The sequence below is a fragment of the Duganella alba genome, assembly GCF_009674495.1.
Taxonomy (GTDB): domain Bacteria; phylum Pseudomonadota; class Gammaproteobacteria; order Burkholderiales; family Burkholderiaceae_D; genus Rugamonas; species Rugamonas alba.
Map to the genome: position 1 here is coordinate 112,504 of NZ_WKJN01000018.1, position 8,011 is coordinate 120,514.

The following is an 8,011-nucleotide window of genomic DNA, read 5'->3' on the forward strand; positions in this document are numbered from 1 at the left end:
GCGCCCACACTTTGCTGAGAGAATCTATGTCCCGCTTCGCCCCATTACAGAACGACACCTTCCTGCGCGCGCTGATGCGCCAGCCGACCGACTACACGCCGCTGTGGCTGATGCGCCAGGCCGGCCGCTACCTGCCGGAATACCGCGCCGTGCGCAAGCAGGCCGGTTCCTTCATGGGCCTGGCCACCAATCCCGACCTGGCCACCGAGGTGACGCTGCAGCCGGTCACACGCTTCGGGCTGGACGCGGCCATCCTGTTCTCCGACATCCTGACGGTGCCGGACGCCATGGGCCTGGGCCTGCAATTCGTCGAAGGCGAAGGGCCGAAGTTCGACCATCCGCTGCGCGACGAGCGCGCCGTGCTGGAACTGCGGGTGCCGGAGATGGACAAGCTGCGGTATGTGTTCGACGCCGTCACCCAGATCCGCACCGAGCTGGCGGGCAAGGTGCCGCTGATCGGCTTTGCCGGCAGCCCGTGGACGCTGGCCTGCTACATGGTCGAAGGCGGCGGTTCGCGCGACCATCTGGAAGTCAAGCGCATGATGTACAGCCGTCCCGAGCTGATGCACCACATCCTGGAAGTCAACGCGGCGGCCGTGGCGGCCTACCTGAACGCCCAGATCGAAGCGGGCGCGCAGGCGGTGATGCTGTTCGACTCGTGGGGCGGGGCGCTGGCCGACGGCCACTACCACCGCTTCTCGCTGCACTACATACGCAGCGTGATCCGCCGCCTGCACCGCAACCATGACGGCGAAGCGGTGCCGTGCATCGTCTTCACCAAGGGCGGCGGCATGTGGCTGGAGCAGCTGGCCGACAGCGGCGCCGACGCGGTCGGGCTGGACTGGACGGTCGACCTGGGCCAGGCGCGCCTGCGCACCGGCGGCCGCGTGGCCTTGCAGGGCAATCTCGATCCGGCGGCGCTGTTCGCCTCGCCGGCGCAGATCCGCGCCGAGGCCGAGCGCGCGCTGTATGCCTACGGCGCCGGCGGCCAGGGCTATGACGGCCACGTGTTCAACCTGGGCCACGGCATTTCGCAGTTCACGCCGCCGGAAGCGGTGGCGGTGCTGGTGGATGCGGTACACGACCTGAGCCGCGTGCTGCGCAAGACCTGATATGCGGCGGGTGTATGTGCGCGCCACCAGTGGCCGCCACACCCGCCGGCGGCTGGCCTGGGGCTGGATCAGCCAGTCGCTGTTCTTCGTGCTGCCGTGGCTGGACTGGGACGGCCGCAGGCTGCTGTTGCCGATCCTGGCGCTGTTCGTGCTGCTGATGTGGGCGTCGGCGCGGGTAGGGCGGCTGTTCTGCGGCTACCTGTGCGCGCATACCGTGTACGCCGACCTGCTGCTGTGGATCGAGCGCCGCATCGAAGGCGAGCGCGGTGCGCGCATGCGGCTGGACGCCGCGCCGCCGTCGCTGCGGCGCCACGGCAGGAAGATCGCCAAGCACGGCGCCTGGCTGCTGCTGTCGCTCGCCAACGGCTTCACCATGGTCGCGTGGTTCATGCCGGTGCGGGCCTTGCCGGCGCTGCTGTGGCACGGCGCACCGGCGCCGTGGGCCGGGCTGCTGGCCTACGCCGCCCTGACCTATATGAATGGCGGCCTGCTGCGGCACCGGGTGTGCCGCCATTTCTGCCCGCTGGGGCCAATGCAGAACGCCTTGATCGGCGGCCGCACGCTGGTGGTTTCCTATGACCACCAGCGCGGCGAACCACGCGGCCTGCGCAACGCCAAGCGCGGCGCTGCCGTGCTGGCGCAGGGCGCCTGTCTCGACTGCACCTTGTGCATCCAGGTCTGCCCCAGCGGCAGCGACATCCGCAACGGTCTGCGCAGCGACTGCATCGGCTGCGGCGCCTGCATCGACGCCTGCGACCGCGTCATGCGCCAACGCGGCGAAGCGGAAGGCCTGATCCGTTACGCGCCACGCATTAAAGTTAGGTAAAGGCGCAATATTTTGATCTGCATCATGAAAATTATCTGGGCAACTTCGTATCATCCTTGACCGTAAGCAACACGTTGATGCGGTTAATGGAGAAGAGAATGAGTCTACAAGCATGCCAGCTCGCCTGCATGCGCGGCGGACGTAGCCTGTTTCACGGCCTCGATTTCACTTTGGAGGCAGGTGATGCGCTACGGGTTTCCGGCGCCAATGGCAGCGGCAAGAGTAGCCTCTTGCGTCTGTTGTGCGGATTGTCCTTCCCGAGCGCCGGCGAAGTGCGCTGGCAGGGCCGCGATATCCGCAGCGCGCGCGAAGAATACGGCGCCGCGCTGCTGTACCTGGGGCATGCCAATGGCGTCAAGGACGACCTGCTGGCATGGGAAAACGTGGTGGTCGCCAGCACGCTGGCCGGCCGTCCGGTCAGCCGTTCGCAGGCCTGCGCTGCCTTGTCGGCGCTGGGACTCGGGCCGCAAGCCCACCTGCCGACGCTGGCCTTATCGCAGGGACAGCGCAAGCGCGTGGCGCTGGCGCGGCTGCATTTGCAACAGGAGGCGCGGCTGTGGATACTCGACGAACCGTTCGCCGCGCTGGATACCGCCACCATCGCCGCGCTGACCCTCACGCTGGAACGCCATCTGGCGCAAGGCGGCGCGCTGGTCTACACCACCCACCAGCCGGTTGCCCTGCGCGCACCGCGCGCGCGCACGTTGGACCTGAGCATGGAGGCGGCATGCTGAACGTGGTCTGGTGCGTCATCCGGCGCGATCTCAAGCTGGCGCTGCGGCGCCGTTCCGATGTGCTGACCACGCTGTTCTTCTTCATCGTCGTGGTCACCTTGTTCCCGCTGGGCGTGGGGCCCGAACCTGAACTGCTGCGCACCATGGCGCCCGGCGTGCTGTGGGTGTCGGCGCTGCTGGCGTCGATGCTGGCGCTGGGCCGCCTGTTCGCGCCGGATTTCGCCGACGGCACGCTGGAGCAGATGCTGCTGTCGGCCGAGCCGCTGCTGCTGATCGGCTGCGGCAAGGTGCTGGCGCACTGGCTGGTGTCCGGCCTGCCACTGGTGCTGCTGGCGCCGCTGCTGGGCGTGCAGTTCGGCCTGCCCGCCAGTTCGGTGTGGGTGCTGTGCTTGACATTGTTGATCGGCACGCCCGTGTTGAGCCTGCTGGGCGCGATCGGCGCGGCGCTGACCTTGGGCGTGCGTGGCGGCGGCGTGCTGGTGGCGCTGCTGGTGCTGCCGCTGTATATCCCGGTATTGATCTTCGGCGCCGGCGCGGTGGGCGCCGACGTCAGCGGCATGGGCACCAGCGCGCATTTCCTGCTGCTGGGTTCGATGCTGGCCGGCGCCGTGGCACTGGCGCCGTGGGCGACCGCCTCGGCCCTGCGCGTGGCCATGGAATAAGTGAAGGAGTGAGCATCATGGAAAAAAGCAAGACCTCGATCCGCTGGTACAAATATGCATCGCCAGCCCATTTCTACCCGCTGGCCGGACGGCTGATCCCGTACTTCGCCGGCGCCGCCGCCGTGCTGACCGTGATCGGTCTTTACATCGGCTTCTTCGTCGCCCCCACCGATTTCCAGCAGGGCGACGCCTACCGGATCATTTTCGTGCACGTGCCGGCCGCCTGGATGTCGATGGTGATCTACCTGGCGATGGCGTTCTGGGCCGCGATGGGCCTGGCCTTCAACACCCGGCTGTCGTCGATGATGGCCAGCGCGCTGGCGCCGACCGGCGCCATGTTCACCTTCCTGGCGCTGTGGACCGGCGCGCTGTGGGGCCGGCCGACCTGGGGCGCGTGGTGGGTATGGGATGCGCGCCTGACCTCGGAACTGATCCTGCTGTTCCTCTACCTTGGCTTCATGGCGCTGCAGGCGGCCATCGACGACCCGCGTCGCGCCGACCGCGCTGGCGCCTTGCTGGCCCTGGTGGGCGTGGTCAACGTGCCGATTATTTATTTCTCGGTGCAGTGGTGGAACACGCTGCACCAGGGATCGTCGATCAATTTGAAAGGCGCGCCCAGCATGGCCATGACCATGTTGCTGGGCATGCTGGTAATGGCGCTGGCGTTCTGGGCATACAGCATCGCCGCCGCGCTGGTGCGCGTGCGCTGCATCATGCTGGAGCGCGACGCGCACAGCGACTGGAGCCGTGAGGCAGTAGGAGTATTGACATGATCTGGAATAGTGTAGGCGAATTTTGGGCGATGGGCGGCTATGCCCTGTACGTCTGGGGATCGATGGCGGTGGTGGCCCTGTGCCTGGGCGCCGAGGTGCTGCGGCTGTGGCAGCGCCACGCCGCCGCCCGCGCGTTGACGATGGCGGCCGCGGCGCCGGCAAGACGGCCGGCCGCCGTCCAACGCAGCTCGCATGGAGTCCAAGATGAAGCCACGGCATAAACGACTGGCGCTGATTGTCGGCGGCGTGGCGGTGCTCGGCGTGGCGGTGGCGCTGCTGATGTCGGCCTTCAAGCAGAACCTGGTGTTCTTCTACACGCCGACGCAGATCCTGGCCGGCGACGCACCGCGCAACCGCAGCTTCCGCATGGGCGGCATGGTCGAGCAGGGCAGCGTGCAGCGCCAGGCCGATGGCGTGACGGTGGCCTTCACCGTCAGCGACCGCGTGCGGCAGATCCGCGTGCAGTATCGCGGCATCCTGCCCGACCTGTTCCGCGAAGGCAAAGGCGTGGTCGCGCAGGGAAAACTGGGCGAGGGCATGCTGTTCGTCGCCGACGAAGTGCTGGCCAAGCACGACGAAAACTACATGCCGCCGGAAGCCGCCTACGCACTCAAGCAGGCCGAGGCGGCAAAGCAAGGGAAGGATAAATAATGATCGCCGAACTGGGTAATTTTTCATTGATGCTGGCGTTGTGCCTGGCGCTGGTGCAGGGCGTGATGCCCATCATCGGCTCCTACCGCGCTGATGCGCGCTGGATGGCGCTGGCGCGTCCGGCCGCCGCCGGCCAGTTGCTGCTGCTGACGCTGGCGTTTGCCGCGCTGACCTCGGCATTCGTCAACAACGATTTCTCGCTGGCCTACGTGGCCGGCAATTCCAACTCCATGCTGCCGCTGCATTTCCGCATCGCCGCCACCTGGGGCGGGCATGAAGGCTCGCTGCTGCTGTGGGCCGAGATGCTGGCCCTGTGGACCTTTGCCGTGGCCTGCCTGAGCCGCCAGCTGCCGGATGTGATGGTGGCGCGCGTGCTCGGCGTGCTGGGCCTGGTCAGCGTGGGCTTCCTGTGCTTCATGCTGTTCACCTCGAACCCCTTCGAGCGCATGATTCCCGCCGCCGTCGATGGCCGCGATCTGAATCCGCTGTTGCAGGACTTCGGCATGATCGTCCATCCGCCGATGCTGTACATGGGCTATGTCGGCTTCTCGGTGGCGTTCGCGTTTGCCATCGCCGCGCTGATGGGCGGCCAGCTCGACGCGGCGTGGGCGCGCTGGTCGCGGCCGTGGACGCTGGTGGCGTGGATGTTCCTGACGCTAGGCATCTTCATGGGCAGCTACTGGGCGTATTACGAGCTGGGCTGGGGCGGCTGGTGGTTCTGGGACGCGGTGGAAAATGCTTCCTTCATGCCGTGGCTGGTCGGTTCGGCGCTGGTGCATTCGCTGGCCGTCACCGAAAAGCGCGGCAGCTTCAAGAACTGGACCGTGCTGCTGGCGATCATCGCCTTCTCGCTGTCGCTGCTGGGCACCTTCCTAGTCCGCTCCGGTGTGCTGACCTCGGTGCATGCGTTCGCCACCGATCCGCGTCGCGGCCTGTTCATCCTGATCTTCCTGGCGGTCGTCATCGGCGGCTCGCTGGCGCTGTACGCGTGGCGCGCGCCGAAGGTGGGCACGGGCGGCAAGTTCGGCCTGCTGTCGCGCGAGTCGCTGCTGCTGGTGAATAACGTGCTGCTGCTGGCGGCGGCCGGCACCGTGCTGCTGGGTACGCTGTATCCGCTGTTCCTCGACGCGCTCGGCCTCGGCAAGATTTCGGTCGGCCCGCCGTACTTCGAGGCGGTATTCGTGCCGCTGATGCTGCCGATGCTGGTGCTGCTGGCGGTCGGACCGTTCCTGCGCTGGAAAGAGGCGTCGCTGAAGGAAGTGCTGCACCGCCTGCGTTTCATCGCGCTCGGCACGCTGGTGTTCGCGGTGGCGATGCAGGTCTGGCTGTCGCCGTCGCCGATGGTGTTGCTGGGCATGAGCTGCGGCTTCTGGATCTGCGTCGCCACCGGTTCGCACCTGGTCGAGCGCCTGCGCAAGATGGCGCCGGACACCGGCGCGTGGCAGCGCCTGCGCCGCCAGCCATTGAGCTACTGGGGCATGCTGGCCGCGCACGCGGGCATCGGCGTGTTCGTGATCGGCGTCACGCTGGTCAAGGGCATGGAAACCGCCAACGACGTCAGCATGCACATCGGCGACACCACCCATGCCGGCGGCTATGTGTTCCGCTTCGCCGCGCTGGAACCGGTGCGCGGCCCCAACTACACCGGCACCGAAGGCACGTTCGAGGTTACGCGGGATGGCAAGCCGGTGACCACGCTGCGCGCGCAGAAACGCGTCTACAGCGCACAGGGCATGCCGATGACGGAAGCGGCCATCGACCGCGGCTTCACGCGCGACCTGTACGTGTCGCTGGGCGAGGAAACCGCGCCGGGCGTGTGGGTGGTGCGCGTGCAGCACAAGCCGTTTGTCGGCTGGATCTGGGCTGGCTGCCTGATCATGGCGGCCGGCGGCCTGCTGGCCACCGGCGACAAACGCTACCGCATGGCCACCAAACGCCGCCTGTCGGCGGCGGATGTCGCCATCACGGCGGCCAGCGCCGGCACGCCGGCCGGCGCTTGAATTCGAGGAGAGCTTCATGAAACGTTTTCTTTTGCCGCTGGGCGTGTTCCTGGCCTTGCTGGTATTCCTCGGCATCGGCCTGAACCTGAATCCGCGCGAGATTCCTTCGCCGTTCATCAACAAGGCGGCGCCGCAGTTCAAGTTGACGCAGCTGGCCGATCCGGCCGCCACCATCGCGCCGCCGGACATGGCCGGCAAGGTGTGGCTGCTTAATGTGTGGGCCTCGTGGTGCGAGGCCTGCCGCGACGAGCATGCGGCGCTGCTGGCGTTCTCGCGCCAGAACGTGCTGCCGATTATCGGCCTGAACTACAAGGACCAGCGCAGCGACGGCAATATGTGGCTGCAGCGCTTTGGCAACCCCTACCAGGTGTCGGGCTTCGACGAGGACGGCCGGGTCGGCATCGACTACGGCGTCTACGGCGTGCCGGAAACCTTCCTGATCGACAAGAAGGGCATGATCCGCTTCAAGTTCATCGGCGTGCTGACGCCGGAGATCATCGAGCAGAAACTCATGCCGCTGATAAAGGAGCTGAATCGTGCGTAAATTCTTGAGCGGCCTGCTGTTCGGCTGCGTGCTGGCGGCCAGCACCACGCTGGCGGGCGAAGCCCTGCCGGTGGCGGCCGATCCGGTACTGGAACAGCGCGTGCTGACACTGTCCGAGCAGCTGCGCTGCCTGGTGTGCCAGAACCAGACCATCGCCGAGTCGCACGCCGACCTGGCCATCGACCTGCGCAACCAGGTGCGCGAGCAGCTGGGGCAGGGCCGCAGCGAACAGCAGGTGATCGATTACATGGTCGAGCGTTACGGCGACTTCGTCATGTACAAGCCGCCGATGAAGCCGGCGACCTGGCTGCTGTGGTACGGCCCGCTGCTGTTGCTGGCCGCCGGGCTCGGCCTGCTGGCGCTGCAACTGCGGCGTCGTGTCGCCGCCGAACCTGACTTGCCAGCCGAGGAGCTGGCGCGCGCGGCCACGCTGCTGGACGCCGATCTTGCCATCAAGGAGCCTGTATGACCGCCTTCTATGCCGGCGCCGCGCTGTTGAGCGCGTGCGCCTTGCTGTTCATCCTGCCGACGCTGCTGCGCGGCGAGCGTGCCCGCCGTGGTCCGGCGGCGCGCGCCGTCGCCAACCTGGCGGTGTTGCGCGACCAGTTGCGCGAGTTGGATGCCGACCTGGCCGCCGGCACCATCGACGCCGCCGGCTACGCCAACTCGCGCAGCGAGCTGGAACGCCGCGTCGCCAGCGACGTGCCGA

11 protein-coding genes are annotated in these 8,011 nt (G+C 67.3%); all 11 read left to right on the plus strand.

Translation table 11 applies throughout. The features are described from left to right. Positions 1–26: 26 nt before the first annotated feature. Positions 27–1,112: a uroporphyrinogen decarboxylase gene (gene hemE / locus GJ695_RS18250; RefSeq protein WP_154367192.1), complete on the plus strand. Its 1,086-nt coding sequence runs from the start codon at positions 27–29 to the stop codon at positions 1,110–1,112. A 1-nt stretch (position 1,113) separates the two neighbouring features. Continuing rightward, positions 1,114–1,938 carry a 4Fe-4S dicluster domain-containing protein gene (locus GJ695_RS18255; protein WP_154367194.1) on the plus strand — a complete coding sequence of 275 codons (825 nt, stop codon included), beginning with the start codon at positions 1,114–1,116 and terminating at the stop codon, positions 1,936–1,938. A 128-nt stretch (positions 1,939–2,066) separates the two neighbouring features. Next, entirely contained in the window at positions 2,067–2,672 is a 606-nt protein-coding gene (ccmA, locus tag GJ695_RS18260) for a cytochrome c biogenesis heme-transporting ATPase CcmA (RefSeq protein WP_229260584.1), read from the plus strand. Continuing rightward, entirely contained in the window at positions 2,666–3,334 is a 669-nt protein-coding gene (gene ccmB / locus GJ695_RS18265) for a heme exporter protein CcmB (RefSeq protein ID WP_154367198.1), read from the plus strand. The genes ccmA and ccmB overlap by 7 nt, the downstream gene beginning before the upstream one ends. Positions 3,335–3,351: 17 nt before the next feature. Then, a complete protein-coding gene (ccmC, locus tag GJ695_RS18270) occupies positions 3,352–4,107 on the plus strand; it encodes a heme ABC transporter permease CcmC (RefSeq protein ID WP_154367200.1) in 756 nt (251 codons plus the stop codon). Continuing rightward, positions 4,104–4,328, plus strand: a complete 225-nt coding sequence (ccmD, locus tag GJ695_RS18275; protein WP_154367202.1) for a heme exporter protein CcmD — start codon at positions 4,104–4,106, stop codon at positions 4,326–4,328. Before ccmC ends, ccmD begins: the two co-directional genes overlap by 4 nt. Then, entirely contained in the window at positions 4,312–4,758 is a 447-nt protein-coding gene (gene ccmE / locus GJ695_RS18280) for a cytochrome c maturation protein CcmE (protein WP_154359951.1), read from the plus strand. The genes ccmD and ccmE overlap by 17 nt, the downstream gene beginning before the upstream one ends. After that, entirely contained in the window at positions 4,758–6,758 is a 2,001-nt protein-coding gene (locus GJ695_RS18285) for a heme lyase CcmF/NrfE family subunit (protein WP_154367204.1), read from the plus strand. The genes ccmE and GJ695_RS18285 overlap by 1 nt, the downstream gene beginning before the upstream one ends. A gap of 16 nt (positions 6,759–6,774) precedes the next feature. Next, a complete protein-coding gene (locus GJ695_RS18290) occupies positions 6,775–7,302 on the plus strand; it encodes a DsbE family thiol:disulfide interchange protein (protein WP_154367206.1) in 528 nt (175 codons plus the stop codon). Then, complete coding sequence (locus GJ695_RS18295; protein ID WP_166455280.1) at positions 7,295–7,771, plus strand: cytochrome c-type biogenesis protein; 477 nt, start codon at positions 7,295–7,297, stop codon at positions 7,769–7,771. Before GJ695_RS18290 ends, GJ695_RS18295 begins: the two co-directional genes overlap by 8 nt. Next, positions 7,768–8,011: c-type cytochrome biogenesis protein CcmI (ccmI, locus tag GJ695_RS18300; RefSeq protein ID WP_154367208.1), on the plus strand; the 244-nt coding region annotated here is incomplete at its 3' end. The genes GJ695_RS18295 and ccmI, both read left to right, overlap by 4 nt.